Here is a 20,139-nt window from a genome sequence, read left to right on the forward strand (position 1 = left end):
TCTTTTATGAGGTCCGACCGAATGCGCCCGAGCGTCGCGCGTACCAGCCGTGGTTTCACGCTGATCGAGTTGATGATCGTCGTCGTCGTGATTGCCATTCTCGCGGCGATCGCCTATCCGTCGTATTCGCAGTACACCCGGAAAGCCAAGCGGAATCAGGCCAAGGCGGACCTGGTGGAGTACGCCGCGCTGGCGGAGAGGTTCCACACGACGAACAACACGTACGTGGGCTTCACATTGCCCAATACGGTCTCACCGAGGCAGGGTGGCAATACGGCTTACAACCTGACTCTGAATCCGGCCGCGACGCAGTCCACGTTCACCATCTCGGCGGCGCCGACGACAAACCAGAACAAGGACAAGTGCGGGACGCTGACGATCAACCAGGCGGGGGTGAAGACTCCCAACACCGGTTCGCAGGCGGATTGCTGGTAGCGCAGCCGCATAGGCAACAAAAAAGGCCTGCATCGCTGCAGGCCTTTTTCATTTCGATCTGGCGCCCGAAGTTGGACTCGAACCAACGACCCCCTGATTAACAGTCAAGTGCTCTAACCGGCTGAGCTATTCGGGCGGGGGCTGCATTCTAACCGACAGGGTGGGGCGGTCAACACCTGGATGCCATCAACTGCAGAGGCGGGCCGCGGCCGATGCGTCAACGCGCGCCCGGCCGGCGTTGTTGACGATCACGGCGCGGTGGATGCCCTCGCTGCAGATTTCTATGGTCGTGTTCGTGCCGCTGGCCGCGCCGTTCGGGAGGAAGCGGACCAGCGGACGGGCCGTACTCGAACGCGTCTGCACGCGGGCGCCGGACGGCCGGGCTTGAGACAGAACTCCCGCGACCGGCCGCCCGCTTCGTGACGCGTCTTCGAAGACGATCCAGCCGGCGTCCCAGACGCCGTCCTGACGGCAGGTTTCGCCATCGGAGCTCGGACAGACGCTTACCGCAGTGTTCCGCGCCACGGCGCTGAGCCGCGCGGACGCCAGGCTCGTCACCAACGTGGCGGTGGTCGTGCGCACATGGGTTCGGCGTGTCACGCCGGCGAGCGACGGCAGCGCCACACCCAGGATCAGGCTGGCGACTGCGAGCGTCATGATCAGTTCGATCAGGGTAAATCCGTTTACCTTGGTGCGCATCGGTTCCTCCGTGTGCCAGCAAGTCTCCGCATAGTTGAGCGCCCGCTGTATCGGTCTGTGCGCCGGTCCCCTGTCAGACTTTTCTGGGGAGCGACCGCCCCCACATCGCGTATTCGCCATGCCCGAGCTTCCGATGCCCGACTCGACTGTCCGCTCCGCGTCCACCGACGGCCGCTTCCAACTCGTTTCCCCCTAGTCCCCCGCCGGTGACCAGCCGCAGGCGATCGAGCGGCTGGCCAACGGTTTCGAGGCCGGCATCGCGGCACAGACGCTCTTGGGCGTCACCGGCTCCGGCAAGACCTACACGATCGCGAACGTCGTCCAGAAGATTCAGAAGCCGACGATCGTGATGGCGCCGAACAAGACGCTGGCGGCCCAGCTCTACGGTGAGTTCAAGGCGTTTTTCCCGCACAACGCGGTCGAATATTTCGTCAGCTATTACGACTACTACCAGCCGGAGGCGTACGTCCCCGCGTCGGACACGTTCATCGAGAAGGACAGCTCGGTGAATGAGCACATCGAGCAGATGCGGCTGTCGGCGACGAAGGCGCTGCTGGAGCGGCGGGACACGCTGATCGTCTGCACGGTGTCCGCGATCTACGGCCTCGGTGACCCTGGCGAATACCACCGGATGGTGCTGCACATGGTGCGCGGCGAGCGCATCGACCAGCGCGAGCTGATCCGCAAGCTGACGGAGATGCAGTACTCGCGTAACGACACGGAGCTGCGTCGCGGTACGTATCGCGTACGCGGCGAAGTGATCGACGTGCATCCGGCGGAAAGCGAGAACGAAGCGCTGCGTGTCGAGCTGTTCGACGGCGAGATCGAGCAGCTGTCCGCGTTCGATCCGCTGACGGGCGAGGTCTTTCGCAAGCTGCCGCGCTACACGATCTACCCGAAGTCGCATTACGTGACGACGCGGAAGACCGTGCTCGAGGCGATCGACACGATCAAGGATGAGCTTCGCGTGCGCCTCGAGCAGCTGTACGCCGAGAACAAGCTGGTCGAGGCGCAGCGGCTTCAGCAGCGCACCCAGTTCGACCTGGAGATGCTCGCGGAAGTCGGCTTCTGCAACGGCATCGAGAACTACTCGCGACACATGACAGGAACCGCCCCCGGCGAGCCGCCGCCGTGTCTGTTCGATTACGTGCCGCCGGACGCGCTCATGGTGGTCGACGAATCGCACGTGACGGTTCCGCAGGTCGGTGCGATGTACAAGGGCGACCGCTCGCGCAAGGAGACGCTCGTCGAGTTCGGTTTCCGCCTGCCGTCCGCGCTCGACAACCGGCCGTTGAAGTTCGAGGAGTGGGAAGGCCGCGCGCCGCGCGCGATCTACGTGTCCGCAACGCCAGGCAAATATGAACTGGACAAGTCGGAAGGCGAGATCACCGAGCTGGTCGTACGACCGACCGGCCTCATCGATCCGGAAGTGGAGGTGCGCCCGGTCGCGACGCAGGTCGACGACGTGCTCGGCGAGATCAACAAGCGCGTCGCCATGGGCGACCGCGTGCTGATTACGACGCTCACCAAACGCATGGCCGAGAACCTCACCGAATACCTCACGGAACACGGCATCCGCGTGCGCTACCTGCACTCGGACATCGACACCGTCGAGCGCGTCGAGATCATCCGCGACCTGCGCCTGGGGAAGTTCGACGTGCTGGTCGGCATCAACCTGCTGCGCGAAGGTCTGGACATGCCGGAGGTGTCGCTCGTCGCCATCCTCGATGCCGACAAGGAAGGCTTCCTGCGGTCGGCGGGCTCGCTGATCCAGACGATCGGCCGCGCGGCGCGTAACGTCCGCGGCAAGGCGATCCTGTATGCGGACGTCGTCACGCGATCGATGAAGATCGCGATGGACGAGACCGACCGACGCCGGCAGAAGCAGGTCGAGTACAACGAGGAGCATGGCATTACGCCGCAGTCGGTGGTGCGGCCGGTCATGGACATCCTCGAAGGCGCGCGGAGCGAGCCCGAGGATGCGAAGGGGAAGGGCAAGAAGGCCCGACGCGTCGCCGAGCCCGAGACCAACTACGCCGCACTCAGCCCGGCGCAGCTGGCCTCGCGCATCAAGGCGCTGGAGCAGCAGATGTACCAGCACGCCCGAGACCTCGAGTTCGAGGCGGCTGCAAACGTGCGCGACCAGCTGCGAAAGCTGAAAGAGGCGGGCTTCGCGAGTTGACCGGCTTGTCGCCGGCGGCCGGTCCGGCTAGACTGTGCGCCCTTCGCCGAGGCAGCCGCTTCGGCATTGGGCGGTTAGCTCAGCGGTAGAGCACTACCTTGACATGGTAGGGGTCACAGGTTCGAACCCTGTACCGCCCACCACTTACGTGGTCAGACGGCGCGATCTCACGATCGCGCCGTTTTGCTTTTGGCGATCAGGCGACGCGCCGCGTCGGGCCACTGGGTGGCCGGGACCGCACCGACCGGCCGTGCCGGCGATGTGCGGCGCGACGATGGGCACGGGCCTCGAGGCGGGCCGCCGTGCGTCCTTCGACGTCGAGCAGGACGAGCCACGCGACCAGGCAACCGACCGCTGCGAGGGCAGCCACGGTGCGCGCGAGCGCCTCGGCGCGGCACGCCCCGGCGATCAGCATCGCGGTCAGAACGGCAAGCAGGGCGAGGGCGCAGCGGAGTCGACGCAGCGGGCGGGGCGTGGCGGTCATGAGGCGCTCCGGGTCGGTCGCGTCATTTTTCGGGCGCGCCATGACAGTCCGGTGAGACGGTACTGAAAGTTCGATGACAGGTCGTCTCGGCCGGTGAATGCGCGAGACGTTAAGCTGCACGCCTGTCATGCCGGCGGCGCTGCCGACGGCGGGAAGGAGTCCGATGTCCGTCCTGTCCGACCCGTTCGGTCGCACATTTCCCTACTTGCGGCTCTCGCTCACCGAGGCCTGCAATTTCCGGTGCGGCTACTGCCTGCCGGACGGCTACGCCGCGGACGGTCGCCCGGTATTCCTCGCACGCGACGAGGTGCGACGCCTGATCGAAGGTTTTGCGAGCGTCGGCATGCGCAAGGTGCGCCTGACCGGCGGTGAGCCGACGTTGCGCAAGGACCTGGTCGACGTCATCGGCGATATCGCATCCGTCCCGGGCGTTTCGAATATTGCGCTCACCACGAACGGCACCCGACTGCCTTCACAGGTGGGCGCGTGGCGCGAAGCCGGCTTGACCTCGCTCAACGTCAGCGTCGACTGCCTCGACCGCGACGTCTTCCACGCCGTCACTGGCCACGATCGTCTTCCGGAAATTCTCGAAGGCGTCGAGCAGGCGCTGACGCTCGGCTACGACGCGATCAAGCTCAATGCCGTGTTGCTGCGTGGCGTCAACGACGAAAGCCTGCCGCAGTGGCTCGACTACCTGCGCGATCGACGCGTCAGCGTGCGTTTCATCGAACTGATGCGCACCAACGACAACGTCGCGTACTTCGAGCGCCACCACGTGCGGGCGGAGACGCTCGAGCGGACGTTGGTCGAATCCGGCTGGGTGCGGATGATGCGCGCGTCGGACGCCGGCCCCGCGAACGAATACGTGCATCCGGATTACGCCGGTCGCATCGGCGTCATCGCACCGTATTCGAAGGACTTCTGCATGGGCTGCAATCGGTTGCGCGTGACGGCGCGGGGCGACCTGCGCCTCTGCCTGTTCGGCGACTTCGGCGTGCCGCTGCGACCGCTCCTGCAGCGCGACGAAGATCGGGACGCCCTCGTCGACCTCATCGCAGGCCAGCTGCGGTTGAAGGCGGCCGGTCACGGTCTGCACGAAGGCAACAGCGGCATCACGCCGCATCTCGCATCCATCGGAGGCTGAGTGTCGGTCGAGTCGTTCCACATGGCCGACGTGCGCGGCAAGCGGCCGACGCGCCGGCGTGCCGTGGCCGTCGGTGAATTGCACGCGGGTGCCGAGGCGTACGCGGCGATCGTCGAGCGTCGCCTGCCGAAGGGCGACGCGATGGTGATGGCGGAGATCGCCGGGCTGCAGGGCGCGAAGCAGGCGTCCAACCTGATGCCGCTCTGCCATCCGTTACTGCTCGAACTCGTGCGTGTTCGTTGCGTGCCGGTGCCGGAGCGCCGTGCGATCCGCGTGTACTGCGAAGTCGCCACCGAAGCGCGCACGGGCGTCGAGATGGAAGCGCTGGCGGGGGCGAGCGCCGCGCTGCTGACGCTGTACGACCTGACCAAGCCCGTCGAGCCGGCGCTGTCGATCGAGGCCGTGCGCCTGCTCTTCAAGGAAGGCGGCAAAAAGGGGCTGTGGCGACATCCGCTCGGGATGAGCGACGAGGAGATCGCGCATTACAAGCCGCGCGATGTCGCGCGACTCGAGGGTGTCCCTTGTGCCGTGATCACGTTGAGCGACCGGGTGAGCAATGGCGAGGCCGAGGATGCGTCGGGGCCGGAACTCGTCAATGGCCTGAAGAAGCTCGGCGCCGAGGTGCGCGCAGAGCAGTTGCCGGACGGCATCGAGCCGCTGCGCTCGCGCTTGATCTTTCTCGCCGCCGACGGCGTTCGGCTGTGCCTGTGCACCGGCGGCACCGGATTGGGGCCGCGTGACAACACGCCCGAAGCGTTGCTGCAGGCGGGCGGTATCGAAGTCGAAGGCCTCGCGGAAATGTTCCGCAGCGAAAGTCGTCATTACACGCCGCTGGCGTGGCTAAGTCGCGCGCGCGCGATTCGTCTCGATCGCATGCTCGTCATCGCACTGCCCGGGAGCCCGCGCGCCGCACGACAGGGCTTCGACATCCTCGCACCGCTGCTTGCGCACGCGCTGGCGATGGTGGAAGGAGCAGGGCACGCGTGATCGATTACGACGACGCACTGCGACGCCTGCTCGACGCCGCGAAACCACTTCCCGCCGAACGCATCGAGGCCAGCGACGCGATCGGGCGCGTTCTTGCGGCGCCCGTGGTGAGCGACGAATCCCTGCCGCCGTTCGACAACTCCGCGATGGATGGCTTCGCACTGCGCACCGCGGGCAACCCAGTTGCGGCAGGCACGGAGTTCATCGTCCAAGGTGGCCGCGCCGCAGGTGACGGGGCGGCCGTCGCGACGTCGGGGGCGTGGGAAATCATGACCGGCGCGCGCATGCCTGATGGGTTGGACGCGATCGTGCCGGTCGAGCAGGTGGAGGTGCTCGAAACCGACGCCAGCGGACGGCCGGCACGCATCCGTCTCACCGCATCGGTTGCCACAGCACAACACCTGCGCCGCGCGGGCGAGGACGTCGAGATCGGTGCGACGCTCGCGCCAGCGGGCACGTTGATCGATCCCGCGTTGCGCACGCTCTGCGCTGCGGTGGGTCTCGCGACGGTCGATGTTGCGCGTCGTCCGCGCGTCGCGCTGATCAACACTGGTCGCGAGCTCGTCGACGATCCGCGCCGGGCGCTCGAGGCCGGGCAGATCCGTAATTCGAACGGCCCGGTCCTCGCTGCGCGTTTGCGCGCTGCAGGCGCCGACGTCGTGGCCGCACACACCGTGGGCGACGACATCGACGCGTTCATCGACGCGATCGCATCGCTGCCGCCACACGATGTCGTCGTCAGCACAGGCGCAGTGTCGATGGGGCGGTTCGATTTCGTGCCGGAAGCACTGAGCCGAATCGGCGCGACGACGCTGTTCCACAAGGTGCGCATACGCCCCGGCAAGCCGATCCTTGCGGCGACGCTGCCGTCCGGCGCGATGTTCTTCGGGTTGCCGGGTAATCCCGCATCCACGGCGGTCGGCCTGCGCTTCTTCGTCGAGCCTGTCCTGCGCGCAATGCTAGGCATGGCGCCGGAAGCCGGGACGTTGCTGCCGTTGCGCGCGTCGTACGCGAAGCGCGTGCCGTTGCGCATGCATCTGAAGGCGCGCGTCGCGCTGGACGCTGATGCGCGTGCGACCGTCGAGCTTCTTGGCGGCCAGGAGTCGTTCCGCATCCGACCGCTACTCGACGCCAACGCCTGGGCCGTGATCGAACACGATGTCGATGCCCTCGACACCGGTGAACGTGTGCGCGTGATGAGCCGCGGGCACCTGGAACCGCTGACGGTGGCTTCATGAAGACAGTCCGCATCGATCTGTTTGGCGCGCTGCGCGACGTCGCGCCTGGTGCGTCGCTCACGATCGACACCGATGCACGCACGGTCGGTGAGTTGCGCGCGCAACTCGACGCGCAATCCGGCGAGTGGCCCGCACAGGCACGCGCACTGTTGTCGCGTTCGGCACTCGCGAGCACGTCGACCGTTCTTCGCGACGGCGACGCGTTGCCCGACGACGGCCAGCTCGCGCTGCTGCCGCCGGTGAGCGGAGGCTGACGTGGAGCGGGTGCACCTCGGCATCGCCGACGCCGCGACGCGCTCGCTCGATATCGGGGCGGCGTTCGATTTCGTCGCCGATCCTGGTTTCGGCGGCTACAACGCGTTCGTGGGCCGCATCCGCGACCTCAACCACGGTCGCCCGGTCGTCGGCGTCAGCTACGACATGTTCGACGCGCTCGCAATGCAACGGTTTCGCGAGATCGCTGACGAGGCGGTCGCTGCGTTCGGCCCCGATATCCGCATCTGGATCGAGCATGCGAAAGGGCGGCTCGACGTCGGCGGCGTGGCGGTCGTCATCGCGGTCGGCACGCGCCATCGCGACGAGGCCTTCCGCGCGTGCCGGCAGGTGATCGAAGCGGTCAAGCACACCGTGCCGATCTGGAAGCAGGAGCACTACGAGGACGGCAGCAGCGAGTGGAGCGAAGGCTGCTCGCTGTGCCACGCACCGTGAGCTTCACCGGCGTCGTGCTCGCCGGCGGGCGTTCCTCGCGGATGGGACGCGACAAGGCGTTGCTCGAGATCGACGGTCGTACGTTGCTGGATCGCGCCATTGCGCTGCTGCAGGACGCGGGTGCGTCACGTGTTCTCGTCAGTGGAGATAGGCCGAAACATGACGGCATCGTCGATCGAACGCCCGGCGCCGGGCCGGTCGGTGGCATCGCGAGCGTCATGCCGCATGTTGCCGGTGGGCCGATGCTGGTGGTGCCGGTCGACCTGCCGGATCTGGACGTCAGGAACGTGCAGATATTGATGGCGGCGCTTTCGACGGCACAGGCCGTCTGTTTCCAGGGCCATCCGCTGCCATGGGCGGCACGCGTGGACGCGCGACTGCGCGGGATCGTCGACGACGTGATGCGTGATGCTCCGCAGGGCCCCTCGATGCGCGCCCTGCACGCGGCGGTCGGCGGCATCGAAATCGAAGTGCTGGCGCCGCTCGCGCTGCGCAATCTCAATGCGCCCGCCGACTTCGAGGCCCGATCACGATGAAGGTGCAGTTCGACGAGCGCCGCATCCGCGTGCGCCTGGGCAAGGCGGAGTTCGCCGCGTTGTGCGGGGGCGCGCCGCTTTCCGTGTCGGCCGGGTGGGCGACGGGCACGTGGTCGTTCGCGATTGGGCTCGGCGATGCCTTCACGACCGTCGGCGAGGGCGGCAACGTCCGAGTGACGCTGCCGCGCGCCGACCTCGAAGTCCTCTCGGTGCGTTTGCCCGCGAAGGACGGTCTGACCTACGCCATCGACGGCCCGTGCGGCGCCTGCGAGCTGACCGTCGAAGTCGACCTGCACGACGGCCGCGCCCGCGCGCGTTGACGTACGCGTCGAAAGCCCCAACCATTACGGTTCGCGCGGCGTCCTGGCCGCGCCCGAGACCGAGGTGGCCCGCGGGAACGCCGGCCGAGCGTGCGACATGAGCACTACCATCGCCCCGCGCTGAATTCCTCCCGCACCGGCCGCCGCCGGTGCCGCGTTCCCGTGTCGCACGGCCGACACTGCAATACCGGATATCCCATGATCGCCATCACGCTGCCCGACGGCTCGCGCCGCGAGTTCGACCACCCCGTTTCCGTTGCCGACGTCGCCGCGTCGATCGGCCCGGGCCTCGCCAAGTCCACCGTCGCCGGTGAAGTCGACGGCAAGCTCGTCGACGCCTGCGACGTCATCGACCACGACGCGAAGCTCCGCATCATCACGCCGAAGGATCCCGAGGGCGTCGAGATCATCCGCCACTCCTGCGCGCACCTCGTCGGCCACGCGGTGAAGCAGCTCTATCCGAACGCCAAGATGGTGATCGGCCCCGTCATCGAGGACGGCTTCTACTACGACATCTGGAACGAGCGCCCGTTCACGCCCGACGATCTCGTCGCCATCGAAAAGCGCATGGCCGAGCTGATCGACAAGGACTACGACGTCATCAAGCGCGTCACGCCGCGCGAGGAAGTCATCGCGGTCTTCAAGGAGCGCGGCGAGGACTACAAGCTGCGCCTCGTCGAGGACATGCCCGACGAAAAGGCGATGGGCCTGTATCACCACGAGGAATACGTCGACATGTGCCGCGGCCCGCACGTGCCCAACACGCGCTTCCTCAAGGCATTCAAGCTGACGCGCATCTCTGGCGCCTACTGGCGCGGCGACTCGAAGAACGAGCAGCTGCAGCGCATCTACGGCACGGCGTGGGCGGATACCAAGCAGCTCAAGGCCTACATCCAGCGCATCGAGGAAGCCGAGAAGCGCGACCACCGCAAGATCGGCAAGCAGCAGGATCTCTTCCACCTGCAGGAAGAGGGTCCCGGCCTGATCTTCTGGCATCCGAAGGGCTGGTCGATCTGGCAGGTCGTCGAGCAGTACATGCGCCGCGTGTACCGCCGCTCCGGCTATCAGGAAGTGCGTTGCCCGCAGATCCTGGACGTGTCGCTGTGGCAGAAGTCCGGCCACTGGGACAACTACAAGGACAACATGTTCTTCACGGAGTCCGAGAAGCGGACGTACGCGCTGAAGCCCATGAATTGTCCGGGCCACGTGCAGGTGTTCAACCAAGGCCTGCACAGCTATCGCGACCTGCCGATCCGCTACGGCGAGTTCGGCGCCTGCCATCGCAACGAGCCCTCGGGCGCGCTGCACGGCATCCTGCGCGTGCGCGGCTTCACCCAGGACGACGGCCACGTCTTCTGCACGGAAGACCAGATCGAGTCGGAAGTCCGCGCGTTCCACGCGCAGGCGCTGAAGGTCTATGCCGACTTCGGCTTCGAGGACATCCAGATCAAGATCGCATTGCGTCCGGACAACCGGCTCGGCGACGACGCGACCTGGGACAAGGCGGAGGACGCGCTGCGTTCGGCGCTGCGCGCGGCCGGGGTCGAATGGCAGGAGCTGCCGGGCGAGGGCGCGTTCTACGGCCCGAAGATCGAGTACCACCTGCGCGATGCCATCGGCCGCACGTGGCAGCTCGGCACGATGCAGGTCGACTTCATGATGCCGGCACGCCTCGGCGCGGAATATGTCGACGAGGCTTCGCAACGCCGCCATCCGGTGATGCTGCACCGGGCGATCGTCGGCTCGATGGAGCGCTTCATCGGCATCCTGATCGAGCACCACGCCGGCGTCTTCCCGAGCTGGCTGGCGCCGATCCAGGCCGTCCTCATGAACATTACCGACGCCCAGGCGGATTGGGTGGCCGATGTCCGGAAAACCCTTATGGATCAAGGCTTCCGCGTCGATTCCGATTTGCGGAACGAGAAGATCGGCTATAAGATCCGCGAGCACACGCTGCAGCGCGTGCCGTACCTGCTGGTGGTCGGAGACCGCGAGAAGGAGAACGGCATGGTCGCCGTGCGGACCCGCGGAGGGGAGGATCTGGGCTCGATGACCATCGACCAGTTCGCCGCGAGGCTGCAAGGCGAGGCCCTGTAAGGGCCCGGCTGCCGACTAGACCGGCCGTCCGGACGGCCGGTTTCCATACCTGGAGACCGCAACATCAGTACGCTCGAAAAGCCGAATCGGAAGAACAGCGAGATCCGCGTCCCACGCGTCCGTGTCATCGGAAGCGATGGCGAGATGATCGGCGTGCTCACGCGCGACGAAGCCCTCACGATGGCCCAGGACGAAGGCCTCGATCTCGTTGAAATCCAGCCGAACGCGGACCCGCCGGTCTGCAAGATCATGGATTTCGGCAAGTTCCGCTTCGAGCAGCAGAAGAAGGCCAACGAGGCCAAGAAGAAGTCGAAGCAGGTCGAGATCAAGGAAATGAAGTTCCGCCCCGTTACCGACGAGGGCGACTACCAGATCAAGCTGCGCAACATGCGCCGCTTCCTGGAAGAAGGCGACAAGATCAAGGTCAACATCCGCTTCCGTGGCCGCGAGATGAGCCACCAGGAGCTGGGTCGCCAGATGGCGGAGCGCATCGAGAAGGACCTGGGCGAGGACATCGTGATCGAGTCCCGTCCGCGCCTCGAAGGCCGCCAGATGGTCATGATGATCGCGCCGAAGAAGAAGCAGCCGTAACGGCCGTTTGCGTTTGCGGGGGCAGGAAATCTCGCAACGCCGCGTTTGGGGCCCGGCGGCCTGCGGCCAGCGGACGGGCGTCCAGGCCCAGCGGGACGCGGCGGCGCGGCCATCGCCAACCCACTGATTTGCACGGGATTAACGGGTCGTGCACAATACGCGGCCCGGTTCGCACCGGGCGTGCCGAGAGGCACCGAGGACCCGTCACGACCGGCCCGGCCGGATCGTCGACCAACACGCCGGTATGGGCAGGACGGAAAGCGTGGCGCAGGCCACCGCCCAGCCAGTCAGAAACTCCGATTAGGACATCGCAATGCCCAAGATCAAGACCAATCGGGCGGCGGCCAAGCGCTTCCGGAAGACCGCTTCCGGCAAGTACAAGTGCGGCCACGCCAACAAGAGCCACATCCTCACCAAGAAGGCGACCAAGCGGAAGCGCAACCTCCGGCAGACGAACCACGTTCGTGCCGAGGACGCGGGCCGTCTGGACCGCATGCTGCCGTATCTCTGAGGAGGGCTGAACCATGGCACGAGTTAAGCGTGGTGTGATGGCGCGTCGCCGTCACAAGAAGGTCCTCGCCCAGGCGAAGGGTTACTACAACGCGCGTCGCAAGGTCTTCCGCGTCGCCAAGCAGGCGGTCACGAAGGCGCTGCAGTACGCGTACATCGGCCGCAAGCAGAAGAAGCGTCATTTCCGCACGCTGTGGATCGCGCGTATCAACGCCGCGAGCCGCACGAACGGCATGAGCTACTCGCGCTTCATCAACGGTCTGATGAAGGCCGGTATCACGCTCGATCGCAAGGTGCTGGCGGACATCGCCGTGCACGACGCGGCGGCGTTTACCGCGCTGACCGAGAAGGCGAAGAGCGCGCTCGCGGCGTAAGAAGCACCAAGCGAAGCCCGCGCTCCATGCGCGGGCTTTCGCCGAAAGCCTCACGCATGGGGAAGGGCGCAAGTCCTTCCCCATGTTCGTTTCTGCGATCCGTGTTTCGTGTTTCCTGCGTCGACCCTGCATCTGCGGCTTCGACGCACGCCATTGCGGCTTTCCGGCGTGCCGATAATCGCCGGGCCCCGCCCGCTTGCCGGGATCGATGCAACGAAGAGAGTGGTCGTCCATGAGTGACATCTCGTCGCTGACGCAACAGGCGCTCGCCGACATCGCCGCCGCCGATTCACCCGACGCGGTCGAAGCGCTGCGCGTCGCGCTGCTGGGCAAGTTGGGCAGCATCACCGGCCAGCTCAAGACGCTCGGTACGCTGCCGCCCGAGGCCCGCAAGGCCGCGGGCGAGGCGATCAACGCCGCGCGCGACACCGTGACCGCCGCGCTCGCCGAGCGTCGCACGGGCCTCGAATCCGCTGCGCTCGATGCGCGGCTCGCGTCCGAATCCATCGACGTCACGCTGCCGGGCATCGACGCCGCGCACGGCGGCCTGCATCCGGTCAGCCGCACGCTCGAGCGCATCGCCGAGATCTTCGGTCGCCTCGGCTACCAGCTCGCCGATGGCCCGGAGATCGAGGATGACTGGCACAACTTCGAAGCGTTGAACTTTCCGCCGCACCATCCGGCGCGCGCGATGCACGACACGTTCTATTTCGGCGACGGTCGCCTGCTGCGCACGCACACCTCGGGCGTGCAGGTGCGTTTCATGCTCGACCACAAGCCGCCGCTGCGCATGATCGCGGCCGGCAAGGTGTATCGCAGCGACAGCGACCAGACGCACACGCCGATGTTCCACCAGGTCGAAGGCCTGCTGGTCGACGAGCACGCGAGCTTCGCGGACCTCAAGGGCACGCTCGTCGAGTTCGTGCGCGCGTTCTTCGAGCGCGACTTCGACATGCGCTTCCGTCCGAGCTACTTCCCGTTCACCGAGCCGTCGGCGGAAGTCGACATCGCATGGGCGCAGCCGGATGGCAGCACGCGCTGGCTCGAGGTGCTGGGCTGCGGCATGGTGCATCCGAACGTGCTGCGCAACGTCGGCATCGACCCGGAGAAATACACGGGCTTCGCGTTCGGCCTCGGCGTCGAGCGCTTCGCGATGCTGCGTTATGGCGTCGACGACCTGCGCAGCTTCTTCGAGAACGACGTGCGCTTCCTGCGCCAGTTCGCGTAACCGCCTCCTTCCGATTGCTGATCCCGCCGGCCGCGCGCCGGCGCGACGAACGAGACTCCGATGAAGTTCTCCGAAAACTGGCTTCGACAGCACGTGCCGACGCAGGCGTCGCGCGACGAACTCGCCGCAACGCTGACCGCGATCGGGCTGGAAGTCGAAGACGTGACGCCGCTCGGCGAATCGCTCGATGGCGTCGTCGTGGCGCGCATCCTCAGCGCCGAACGCCATCCGGAAGCCGATCGCCTGCAGGTCTGCTGCGTCGACGCGGGGCAGGGCGAGCCGGTGCAGATCGTCTGCGGTGCGCCGAATGCACGTGCGGGGCTGTGCGCGCCGCTGGCGACGGTCGGCGCGACGCTGCCGGGCGGCATCGCCATCAAGGCGGCGAAACTGCGCGGCGTGGAGTCGAGCGGCATGCTGTGCTCGGCGAAGGAACTGGGCATCGACGCCGATGCGTCCGGCCTGCTCGAACTGCCGGATGACGCGACGGTCGGCACGCCGATCGCGGAGTTCCTCGCACTTCCCGATTCGAGCATCGAGATCAAGCTGACGCCGAATCGCGCCGACTGCTTCAGCGTGCGCGGCATCGCGTACGACGTCGCCGCTGCGACGGGCGCGCAGGTCGCGTCGCTCGACATCGCACCGGTCGCGGGCGCGACGACGTCCACGCTGCCTGTCGAACTCCATGCAGGCGCGGACGCGCCGCGCTATTGCGGTCGCGTCATCGAAGGTGTGGACGCCACGGTGTCGACGCCCGTCTGGATGGCCGAACGCCTGCGCCGCAGCGGTATCCGTCCAGTGTCGTTCCTGGTCGACGTCACGCAGTACGTGATGATCGAGCTCGGCCAGCCGATGCATGCGTTCGATCGCGGGACGGTGCGCGGCCCGGTCGGCGTGCGCCATGCGCGCGATGGCGAGGCGCTCAAGCTCCTCGATGGCCGCGACGTCACGCTCGATCCGCAGTTCCTCGTCGTCACCGACGCCGATCGCGCGGTCGCGCTCGCGGGCGTCATGGGCGGCCACGACACGCGCGTGACCGACGCGACGCGCGACGTCTTCCTCGAGTCCGCGCACTTCGCGCCCAGCGCGATCATCGGGCGCGGCCGCAAGCTCGGCCTGCACACCGACGCCTCGCATCGCTTCGAGCGCGGCGTCGACCCGGAACTGCCGCGCCAGGCGATCGAGTACGCGACGCGCCTCATCCTCGATATCGCCGGCGGCCAGCCCGGGCCGGTGGTGGAGGCTGCCCTCGAAGCGCACCTGCCGCGTCCGACGCCGATCCTGCTCCGTCGTGACCGCCTCGCGCGCGTGCTCGGCGTGCGCGTGGAGGATGGCGAGGTCGAACGCATCCTGCGTGCGCTCGGTCTTGCGGTCGAAGGCGACGCGAGCGGCTGGCGCGTGACGCCGCCGAGCCGCCGCTTCGACCTCGCGATCGAAGAAGACCTGATCGAAGAGATCGCCCGGATTCACGGCTACGACGCGATCCCCGCGACGCTGCCTGGCGGCGTCGTGCCGTTGGCGCCGGCGACCGAAACGCGCGTCGAGCCGTCGCACCTGCGCCGCGCCCTGGCCGGCCGCGATTTCCTTGAAGCGATCAACTACGCGTTCGTCGACGCAGCGTGGCTCGACGCCTGGTCGCTGCAGGCGAACGCCGTTCCGCTCGCGAATCCGCTCAGCGGCGAGCTGGCGATCATGCGCACCTCGCTGCTGCCGGGCCTGGTCGCCGCGCTGGGGCGCAACGCCGCGCGTCAGCAGTCGCGCGTGCGCCTGTTCGAGCTCGGCAACGTGTTCCATGCGACGGGCGAGGGCGAAGCGCCGCTGCACACGCAGCGTATCGCGGCGGTCGCCTCCGGTGACGCCAAGGGCGAGCAGTGGGGCACGACGTCGCGACCCGTCGACTTCCACAGCCTCAAGGGCGACCTCGAGAGCCTCGCTGCGCTCTCGGGCGCGCCGCTCCAGTTCGAGCGCTCGTCGCGGCCTTGGGGCCATCCGGGCCGTTCCGCCGACATCGTGCTCGACGGTCGCGCGGTCGGCTGGATCGGGCAGTTGCACCCGCGCCTGCAGCAGGCACTCGGGCTCGATGTCGACGTGGTGGCGTTCGAGGTCGATCTCGAGGCCGTCCGGCTTCGCGCGCTGCCGAAGGCGGAGGGGCTGTCGCGTTATCCGTCGGTCCGTCGCGACCTTGCGTTCGTCGTCGCCGAGACGACGCCGTGGGGCGCGATCGAGGCGTCCGTGCGCAGCGCCGCGGGGCCGTCCGTGCGCGACCTCGTGCTGTTCGACGTCTACCGTGGCAAGGGCGTCGAAACCGGATTCAAGAGTGTCGCCATGGGCTTGATCCTGCAGGAGAAAAGTCGCACTCTGACCGACCGCGACGTGGACGCTGTCGTCGGCGAAGTGACCGCTTCGCTACAGCGTGAACACGGCGCGACGATTCGCAGCTGAGCCCGAGGAATCTGCACCGATGACGCTGACCAAGGCCGAGATGGCTGAGCGACTGTTCGACGAGGTCGGCCTCAACAAGCGCGAGGCGAAGGAGTTCGTCGACTCGTTCTTCGACGTGCTGCGCGAAGCGCTGGAGGGCGGCCGCCAGGTCAAGCTTTCGGGCTTCGGCAATTTCGATCTGCGTCGGAAGAACCAGCGCCCGGGCCGCAACCCGAAAACGGGCGAGGAAATTCCGATCTCCGCGCGCACCGTGGTGACCTTCCGTCCGGGCCAGAAGCTGAAGGAGCGCGTCGAGGCGTACTCCGGAGCGAACGAACATGCTTGATCCGGGCAGCAACAAGGAACTGCCGCCGATCCCGGCCAAGCGTTACTTCACCATCGGTGAAGTGAGCGAGCTGTGCGACGTCAAGCCGCACGTGCTGCGCTATTGGGAGACGGAATTCCCGATGCTCAATCCGGTGAAGCGTCGCGGCAATCGCCGTTACTACCAGCGCCACGAAGTGCTGATGGTGCGGCAGATCCGCGGGCTGCTGTACGAACAGGGCTACACCATCGGCGGCGCGCGCCTTCGTCTCGAAGGCGATGGACAGAAGCAGGAATCCGCACTCAGCTCGCAGATCATCCGCCAGGTGCGGATGGAGCTCGAGGAAGTGCTGCAGTTGCTGCGACGCTGATCGGGCGGGCAGGCTGCGCCTCGCGCTGAGGCCGTCCAGCAGGTTCCACCGCGTGGGAACCCGACGCCGGTCATGCGTCCTGCGTTCGCTGACATGGTTTCCTGGGCCGCGACATCGCGGCAGATGCTCGGCGGCGTGGCTCGCGCCCGCTAGCCCAGTCGCCGCGGGTGCGCACCGAGCCCTCCCGTGAATTCCTCAGGTTCGAGTCCGCGAAGTCGTCCATGGCGGCCGCTCTCACGCGTTTGCCGGGCGTAGGATCGGGCGACGGCCATGAGGCGGGTTCGGAGACGTCCGATGGATTCGATGCACTGTCCGCACTGCGGCGCGGTCGCCATGCGCTATGGCGAGAAGGCGTTGCTCGGTCCCATGGCGTCGCGAGGTTGCCAGGCCTGTGGACACGCGCTGTCGGTTCGATGGTCGTCGGTGATCGCGCTTCTTCCGGCAATGGTCGCCATTCCGTTCGCCGTCGAGATGTGGCCGACCAATGCCGCGATGCTGCTGGGCGTGTTGGGCGTGAGCGCGTCGTTGGCGCTGCACGCCCGCGTACCGCTGGTCGTGCGCTGACCGTCCGCTGCCGACGCCGGTCGCGCTATACTTCGCGCCCGCTTCGGCGGACCGGCTTTCCGGGGTATAGCGCAGCCTGGTAGCGCACCAGTCTGGGGGACTGGTGGTCGTCGGTTCGAATCCGGCTACCCCGACCAATTTCGGGCACGTAAGTGCTTGATCCGCTTGAAAGCCCCCAACTTTCAAGCACTTGCCAGGGCCTCGATCTCTAACTGCTACGTCTGAGTGTTACGGGTTGCTGCTACGGCGCCCACTGACGACAGGAGGAGATCGAGGTCCATGGCTGAGTATCTGCAGAAGCGCAAGGGCAGCACTTTCTGGTACGCCCGGGTACCCGCGCCCAGAGAGGTTCTCGAGCTCCGTGCCGAGAAGGGCGTGAAAGGCCGACGTGAAGTCTGGCAGACCCTTGGCACCCGGGATCTTCGTGAAGCCAAGCAGAGGCTTCCGCACGCGATCATTCAGATTCAGGCCGCCTTTGCGGCAGAAGTTGCGTCCCTGCGCCATAAGCCAGCTCAATCTTCTATCGTTCCCACGGAGGAAGACTTCCAGCGCGCTGTTTGGGAGTTTGTGAAGCGCGAACGAGCCCTAGATGAGCTGGAGCGCACGGTCCGGCCGAGCGGCCGTGAAGTGCAAAGCTCCGAGGAGGCGCTTCAGCTTTCCTTCGTGGCTAACCCGCCGAGCTCGGAGCTCGAGGCCCTGTCGAGGTCCCTGACCGTCATCGGTATGCGTGAGGCCGCGCAGACCGCTTCCGAAAATCGCGCCGCGCTCCGCGATGCTCTCAAGACGTCCTTAATCAACAACGACTTCGAGATGATCGATTGGGCGATCCAGGATCTGGTCGAACGCAAGTCGTGGCGGATCGAGGCGGACTCGGTCGCCTACAAGACCCTCGGACGACATCTAATTAAGGCTTGGCTCAACGCTCTCGCTACCGCCGAGCGACGAGACGAGGGCATCTACGAGGATCTGCCGGTAGCTCCGGCGGGATTGGCCGAACCGACCGTGCCTTCCCGAAGCGAACGCCGCGATGTCCTGCCCTTCGCGAAAAAGCCAAAGAAGGGTGAGTCGCTCAAGGACTACTTCGAGGCCTACCTCAAAGAAGCTAGATCCGGAGTTACCTCGGGGGGATTGAAGGAGGCCCGAGCAACGATTCGGCAGTTCGTGGAGTCCGTTGGAGATCGGCCCGTAGACGCGTATCGCCGTGACGACATGGCTCGCTTTAAGCGATTGCTTCGAGAGGCGCCGGTGCTTTCGGAGAAGCGTTTTCCGGGCGTTGGCCTGCCTCAAGCGATTGAGCTCAACAAGAAGGCAAATCACCCCGTGATCAAGGCGAGCACCGCCCGATGCCGTCTCTCGATCATGTCGTCGTTTGGCAAGTGGCTTGAGCTAAACGTCGATGGCGTCGACGCCTCGAGCTTCCAGACTAGCTTGCCGCCGCGAACCGATTCAGAGCGAATGGAGCCTTTCTCGCAGGATGAAGTCCGGAGGATCCTCAACGCTCACGCTTTCATCGGTTGCGAGTCTGAGCAGAACCAACTTCCACCGGGCGAACACCGCATTCGCGATTGGCGTTACTGGCTGACTCTGATCCTTGCGTTTTCCGGCGCTCGACTCAACGAAATCACGCAGCTCACAGTGGCCGACATTACGGAGCGCGACGGCATTCCGGGATTTGCTATCACTGACCGCGCGGCCGGCCAGTCGCTCAAGAATGCCAACTCCAAGCGCTGGATACCCATACACCCGAAGCTGCTAGAACTTGGCATCCTTGATTACGTCGCGGCTGTAGGGGAGTCCGGAGAGTACGATCTCTTCCACGATATCGCGCTCGATCGAGACGGCCGCAGGTCGAAAAGTGCTGGCAAGTGGTTCACCCGGTTCCTCACGCGAATCGGCGTGAAGGGCGAGAGCGACCTGGGTGCAGCTCATCGGTGGCGGCACACCCTGACGGACTCGTTGCGGAGAGCAGGCGTTGACGACTACGACATCTCTGTGGTTCTCGGCCACGGCATTGACGCCGCGAAGATGACTCAGCACTACGGAAGGGAAATCGTTTTCAAGCCGGCCGATCTTCATCGCCTACTGTCCAAGGCCGCATACCCAACAGTCGACTTCGAGCTGCTCCGTTAGTCGAGCCATTTGCCAACTGCGCACATCGACTGTAGGTGCCTGTAGTGCGCTCTGACGTCGTCCGCCCGAATTGTGTATCGGGTGGCCGCGCGCGCAGCCCGCCGCGCTCTCGTTGCGTCTGGCGCGGTCCTGAGAGGCGATGCCACACCACCACCCCGGCGCACGGTTACTCGACGCGTACTTTTGTGAGAGATAGCTATAATGTTGATTTGAAAGGGATTTTTGTTGCAACTCCAATCTGCGTTGCGTCATAATTCCCCTCGGTTCAGGGCCTACTGAGCGCCCCTACGCTGCCGCCTCCGGGCTTCTCAGTGAACTCCTGTCAGCGTTAGCGGCTCCCGTATGTTCGCGCTGGCTTGTAAAGCGAAGTGTCTCGACGAGGCCTCGCGGACATAGAAGAGTCCGAGCTATGTCAGCCGTGTCTAGCGAAAGCTGCGCAACGGTGCTCGGTGAGAAATGCAGGTCAGCCCTACCGACCCGGTCTGCATCTTCAAAAAATTAAGTGCGCAATGGATCGGAAAGCCTCGCGAGAAGAACTCACGAGTGAGGGCGGCTCCCACCTCAGTTCTTGGGGTAAGGGGGTCTATTGCCCTCTCTTGAGAAGATCCCCTAGAACAGCAAAACCTAAAGCAAGAAAAGAGCAACGAAGCTCAGCTTCTGACGAAGCTAAGGGCTCGCGACAAGTGAGGACCTGTCGGCAAAGAGATGCTTGCGATTCAGCTCGCGCAGATTGAGAGGCCGCCCCGGCCTTATCCGCCTTGGAGATCGAACCTCGGGGAGCGCCATCGGTGCTGGGCCG

20 protein-coding genes, 3 tRNA genes and 1 pseudogene are annotated in these 20,139 nt (G+C 66.0%); 21 read left to right on the forward strand and 3 right to left on the reverse strand.

Going from position 1 to position 20,139, the window contains the following annotated elements:
• Positions 1-21 precede the first annotated feature (21 nt).
• On the forward strand, positions 22-435 hold the full coding sequence (locus EVS83_RS03325) for a type IV pilin protein (RefSeq protein WP_133499594.1): 414 nt from the start codon (positions 22-24) through the stop codon (positions 433-435).
• A gap of 59 nt (positions 436-494) precedes the next feature.
• Here EVS83_RS03325 and EVS83_RS03330 read toward each other — a convergent pair.
• Positions 495-571, reverse strand: a tRNA-Asn gene (locus tag EVS83_RS03330).
• Positions 572-621: 50 nt separating this feature from the next.
• Positions 622-1,134 (reverse strand): GspH/FimT family pseudopilin, encoded by a 513-nt coding sequence (locus EVS83_RS03335; protein ID WP_166636796.1) that lies wholly within the window; start codon positions 1,132-1,134, stop codon positions 622-624.
• A gap of 133 nt (positions 1,135-1,267) precedes the next feature.
• Here EVS83_RS03335 and uvrB point away from each other — a divergent pair.
• Together uvrB and EVS83_RS03345 are read left to right on the forward strand one after the other, a co-directional pair.
• Positions 1,268-3,316 (forward strand): annotated as a pseudogene (gene uvrB, locus EVS83_RS03340) (excinuclease ABC subunit UvrB).
• A 68-nt stretch (positions 3,317-3,384) separates the two neighbouring features.
• Positions 3,385-3,459: transfer RNA gene (locus EVS83_RS03345), tRNA-Val, on the forward strand.
• Between the two features lie 53 nt (positions 3,460-3,512).
• Here the strand turns inward: EVS83_RS03345 and EVS83_RS03350 are convergent.
• Positions 3,513-3,800 (reverse strand): hypothetical protein, encoded by a 288-nt coding sequence (locus EVS83_RS03350; RefSeq protein WP_133499598.1) that lies wholly within the window; start codon positions 3,798-3,800, stop codon positions 3,513-3,515.
• Between the two features lie 163 nt (positions 3,801-3,963).
• On the opposite strand from EVS83_RS03350, the gene moaA reads away from it, so the two are divergent.
• The 18 genes from moaA to EVS83_RS03440 all read left to right on the forward strand — a co-directional run bounded on the left by moaA (position 3,964) and on the right by EVS83_RS03440 (position 19,340).
• Positions 3,964-4,944: a GTP 3',8-cyclase MoaA gene (gene moaA / locus EVS83_RS03355; protein WP_133499600.1), complete on the forward strand. Its 981-nt coding sequence runs from the start codon at positions 3,964-3,966 to the stop codon at positions 4,942-4,944.
• A gap of 21 nt (positions 4,945-4,965) precedes the next feature.
• Positions 4,966-5,931 carry a bifunctional molybdenum cofactor biosynthesis protein MoaC/MoaB gene (moaCB, locus tag EVS83_RS03360; protein ID WP_133499602.1) on the forward strand — a complete coding sequence of 322 codons (966 nt, stop codon included), beginning with the start codon at positions 4,966-4,968 and terminating at the stop codon, positions 5,929-5,931.
• Positions 5,928-7,169, forward strand: coding sequence for a molybdopterin molybdotransferase MoeA (locus EVS83_RS03365; protein ID WP_133499604.1), 1,242 nt, complete (start codon positions 5,928-5,930; stop codon positions 7,167-7,169). Before moaCB ends, EVS83_RS03365 begins: the two co-directional genes overlap by 4 nt.
• Complete coding sequence (locus EVS83_RS03370) at positions 7,166-7,423, forward strand: MoaD/ThiS family protein (protein WP_133499606.1); 258 nt, start codon at positions 7,166-7,168, stop codon at positions 7,421-7,423. The genes EVS83_RS03365 and EVS83_RS03370 overlap by 4 nt, the downstream gene beginning before the upstream one ends.
• A gap of 1 nt (position 7,424) precedes the next feature.
• Complete coding sequence (locus EVS83_RS03375) at positions 7,425-7,877, forward strand: molybdenum cofactor biosynthesis protein MoaE (RefSeq protein WP_133499608.1); 453 nt, start codon at positions 7,425-7,427, stop codon at positions 7,875-7,877.
• A complete protein-coding gene (gene mobA, locus EVS83_RS03380; protein WP_246022759.1) occupies positions 7,874-8,413 on the forward strand; it encodes a molybdenum cofactor guanylyltransferase in 540 nt (179 codons plus the stop codon). Before EVS83_RS03375 ends, mobA begins: the two co-directional genes overlap by 4 nt.
• Positions 8,410-8,733 (forward strand): hypothetical protein, encoded by a 324-nt coding sequence (locus tag EVS83_RS03385; RefSeq protein WP_133499609.1) that lies wholly within the window; start codon positions 8,410-8,412, stop codon positions 8,731-8,733. Before mobA ends, EVS83_RS03385 begins: the two co-directional genes overlap by 4 nt.
• A 198-nt stretch (positions 8,734-8,931) precedes the next feature.
• The gene (gene thrS / locus EVS83_RS03390; protein ID WP_133499610.1) at positions 8,932-10,830 is read left to right on the forward strand and encodes a threonine--tRNA ligase; all 1,899 of its coding nucleotides are present in this window, start codon (positions 8,932-8,934) and stop codon (positions 10,828-10,830) included.
• A gap of 63 nt (positions 10,831-10,893) precedes the next feature.
• Positions 10,894-11,421, forward strand: coding sequence for a translation initiation factor IF-3 (infC, locus tag EVS83_RS03395; RefSeq protein ID WP_246022766.1), 528 nt, complete (start codon positions 10,894-10,896; stop codon positions 11,419-11,421).
• 313 nt (positions 11,422-11,734) lie between these two features.
• Positions 11,735-11,932, forward strand: a complete 198-nt coding sequence (gene rpmI / locus EVS83_RS03400) for a 50S ribosomal protein L35 (RefSeq protein ID WP_027083463.1) — start codon at positions 11,735-11,737, stop codon at positions 11,930-11,932.
• 13 nt (positions 11,933-11,945) lie between these two features.
• Positions 11,946-12,305 (forward strand): 50S ribosomal protein L20, encoded by a 360-nt coding sequence (gene rplT / locus EVS83_RS03405; protein WP_133499612.1) that lies wholly within the window; start codon positions 11,946-11,948, stop codon positions 12,303-12,305.
• 232 nt (positions 12,306-12,537) lie between these two features.
• Positions 12,538-13,533 carry a phenylalanine--tRNA ligase subunit alpha gene (gene pheS, locus EVS83_RS03410; protein WP_133499613.1) on the forward strand — a complete coding sequence of 332 codons (996 nt, stop codon included), beginning with the start codon at positions 12,538-12,540 and terminating at the stop codon, positions 13,531-13,533.
• 60 nt (positions 13,534-13,593) lie between these two features.
• Entirely contained in the window at positions 13,594-15,972 is a 2,379-nt protein-coding gene (gene pheT / locus EVS83_RS03415) for a phenylalanine--tRNA ligase subunit beta (protein ID WP_133499614.1), read from the forward strand.
• A gap of 19 nt (positions 15,973-15,991) precedes the next feature.
• Positions 15,992-16,297: an integration host factor subunit alpha gene (locus tag EVS83_RS03420; protein WP_133499615.1), complete on the forward strand. Its 306-nt coding sequence runs from the start codon at positions 15,992-15,994 to the stop codon at positions 16,295-16,297.
• The gene (locus EVS83_RS03425) at positions 16,290-16,646 is read left to right on the forward strand and encodes a MerR family transcriptional regulator (RefSeq protein ID WP_115645567.1); all 357 of its coding nucleotides are present in this window, start codon (positions 16,290-16,292) and stop codon (positions 16,644-16,646) included. Before EVS83_RS03420 ends, EVS83_RS03425 begins: the two co-directional genes overlap by 8 nt.
• 294 nt (positions 16,647-16,940) lie before the next feature.
• Positions 16,941-17,210 carry a hypothetical protein gene (locus tag EVS83_RS03430; RefSeq protein ID WP_133499616.1) on the forward strand — a complete coding sequence of 90 codons (270 nt, stop codon included), beginning with the start codon at positions 16,941-16,943 and terminating at the stop codon, positions 17,208-17,210.
• 60 nt (positions 17,211-17,270) lie between these two features.
• Positions 17,271-17,347, forward strand: a tRNA-Pro gene (locus EVS83_RS03435).
• Positions 17,348-17,489: 142 nt separating this feature from the next.
• Entirely contained in the window at positions 17,490-19,340 is a 1,851-nt protein-coding gene (locus EVS83_RS03440) for a site-specific integrase (RefSeq protein ID WP_133499617.1), read from the forward strand.
• Positions 19,341-20,139 lie beyond the last annotated feature (799 nt).

Origin of the sequence: Cognatilysobacter terrigena (assembly GCF_004361065.1) — a bacterium.
Classification (GTDB): Bacteria; Pseudomonadota; Gammaproteobacteria; order Xanthomonadales; family Xanthomonadaceae; genus Cognatilysobacter; species Cognatilysobacter terrigena.

Bases quoted from the DNA above. Each gene is read 5' to 3' on its own strand.
- pheS (WP_133499613.1), top strand. From the start codon at position 12,538: ATGAGTGACATCTCGTCGCTGACGCAACAGGCGCTCGCCGACATCGCC.
- EVS83_RS03425 (WP_115645567.1), top strand. From the start codon at position 16,290: ATGCTTGATCCGGGCAGCAACAAGGAACTGCCGCCGATCCCGGCCAAG.
- thrS (WP_133499610.1), top strand. From the start codon at position 8,932: ATGATCGCCATCACGCTGCCCGACGGCTCGCGCCGCGAGTTCGACCAC.
- EVS83_RS03350 (WP_133499598.1), bottom strand. From the start codon at position 3,800: ATGACCGCCACGCCCCGCCCGCTGCGTCGACTCCGCTGCGCCCTCGCC.
- EVS83_RS03370 (WP_133499606.1), top strand. From the start codon at position 7,166: ATGAAGACAGTCCGCATCGATCTGTTTGGCGCGCTGCGCGACGTCGCG.
- rplT (WP_133499612.1), top strand. From the start codon at position 11,946: ATGGCACGAGTTAAGCGTGGTGTGATGGCGCGTCGCCGTCACAAGAAG.
- moaCB (WP_133499602.1), top strand. From the start codon at position 4,966: ATGGCCGACGTGCGCGGCAAGCGGCCGACGCGCCGGCGTGCCGTGGCC.
- EVS83_RS03335 (WP_166636796.1), bottom strand. From the start codon at position 1,134: ATGCGCACCAAGGTAAACGGATTTACCCTGATCGAACTGATCATGACG.
- EVS83_RS03420 (WP_133499615.1), top strand. From the start codon at position 15,992: ATGACGCTGACCAAGGCCGAGATGGCTGAGCGACTGTTCGACGAGGTC.
- EVS83_RS03325 (WP_133499594.1), top strand. From the start codon at position 22: ATGCGCCCGAGCGTCGCGCGTACCAGCCGTGGTTTCACGCTGATCGAG.
- rpmI (WP_027083463.1), top strand. From the start codon at position 11,735: ATGCCCAAGATCAAGACCAATCGGGCGGCGGCCAAGCGCTTCCGGAAG.
- pheT (WP_133499614.1), top strand. From the start codon at position 13,594: ATGAAGTTCTCCGAAAACTGGCTTCGACAGCACGTGCCGACGCAGGCG.
- EVS83_RS03385 (WP_133499609.1), top strand. From the start codon at position 8,410: ATGAAGGTGCAGTTCGACGAGCGCCGCATCCGCGTGCGCCTGGGCAAG.
- EVS83_RS03430 (WP_133499616.1), top strand. From the start codon at position 16,941: ATGGATTCGATGCACTGTCCGCACTGCGGCGCGGTCGCCATGCGCTAT.
- moaA (WP_133499600.1), top strand. From the start codon at position 3,964: ATGTCCGTCCTGTCCGACCCGTTCGGTCGCACATTTCCCTACTTGCGG.
- EVS83_RS03440 (WP_133499617.1), top strand. From the start codon at position 17,490: ATGGCTGAGTATCTGCAGAAGCGCAAGGGCAGCACTTTCTGGTACGCC.